The organism is Campylobacter volucris, from assembly GCF_008011665.1.
Classification (GTDB): domain Bacteria; phylum Campylobacterota; class Campylobacteria; order Campylobacterales; family Campylobacteraceae; genus Campylobacter_D; species Campylobacter_D volucris_A.
Genome location: NZ_VOWJ01000017.1, coordinates 1 through 703, shown reverse-complemented (window position 1 = coordinate 703; position 703 = coordinate 1). Strand labels below are relative to the sequence as shown.

Genomic DNA, 703 nt, shown 5'->3' with positions numbered 1-703 from the left:
AATTTTTTGTTAAATTCTTTTAAATTAAAATAAAAGGATTGATCATGCAAATGCAAGAAGTAATTGAGAAATTAAAAGACATACTTGCAAGTGAAGGGAAAAGAGGTTTAAAAACCAAAGATATAGCTAAAGAATTGGGAATCAATCCTGATACATTTAACTCAATGAAATTTAGAAACTCCATTCCCTATGCACACATTTTAAACTTCTTAGAAAAAAGAAACATTAGTATTAATTACTTCTTTTATGGAAGCTCTCCAAAAGATCAATTAGAATGTGAATACAAATACAAAATTTTAAAACTATATAAAACAAATGCTAGTTTAGGTGGAGGTGGTATTAATGATATTTTAGACTTTGAAAACATATTAATAGATCAAAAGATATTAGATTTTTTTAAAACAAAAGATTGTGAGCTTATTACTTGCTATGGAGAGTATGGAGCCAATTATCAAAGATAGAAGTATTTGCGTAATAGATAGAAATAAAACTTTTAAAAACAAAAGTATTTGTGTAGTCAATACTAAAGATGGACTTTTTATCAAACAAGTTTTAAAACAAGATAATGGAGTGATTTTACACTCTTTAAACCCTTTATATAAAGACATATTTTATAAAAATGGAGATTTTTTATTAGTTGGTATTGTAATTGGAGAGCTTTCTAGGATCTAACAGCACACATTCAGCATTACCAAGCTATTGT

General features: G+C 26.2%; 1 pseudogene. It reads left to right on the top strand.

Going from position 1 to position 703, the window contains the following annotated elements:
• The first annotated feature begins 44 nt into the window (after positions 1-44).
• Positions 45-672, top strand: a pseudogene (locus FPD38_RS02965) (S24 family peptidase).
• Positions 673-703 lie beyond the last annotated feature (31 nt).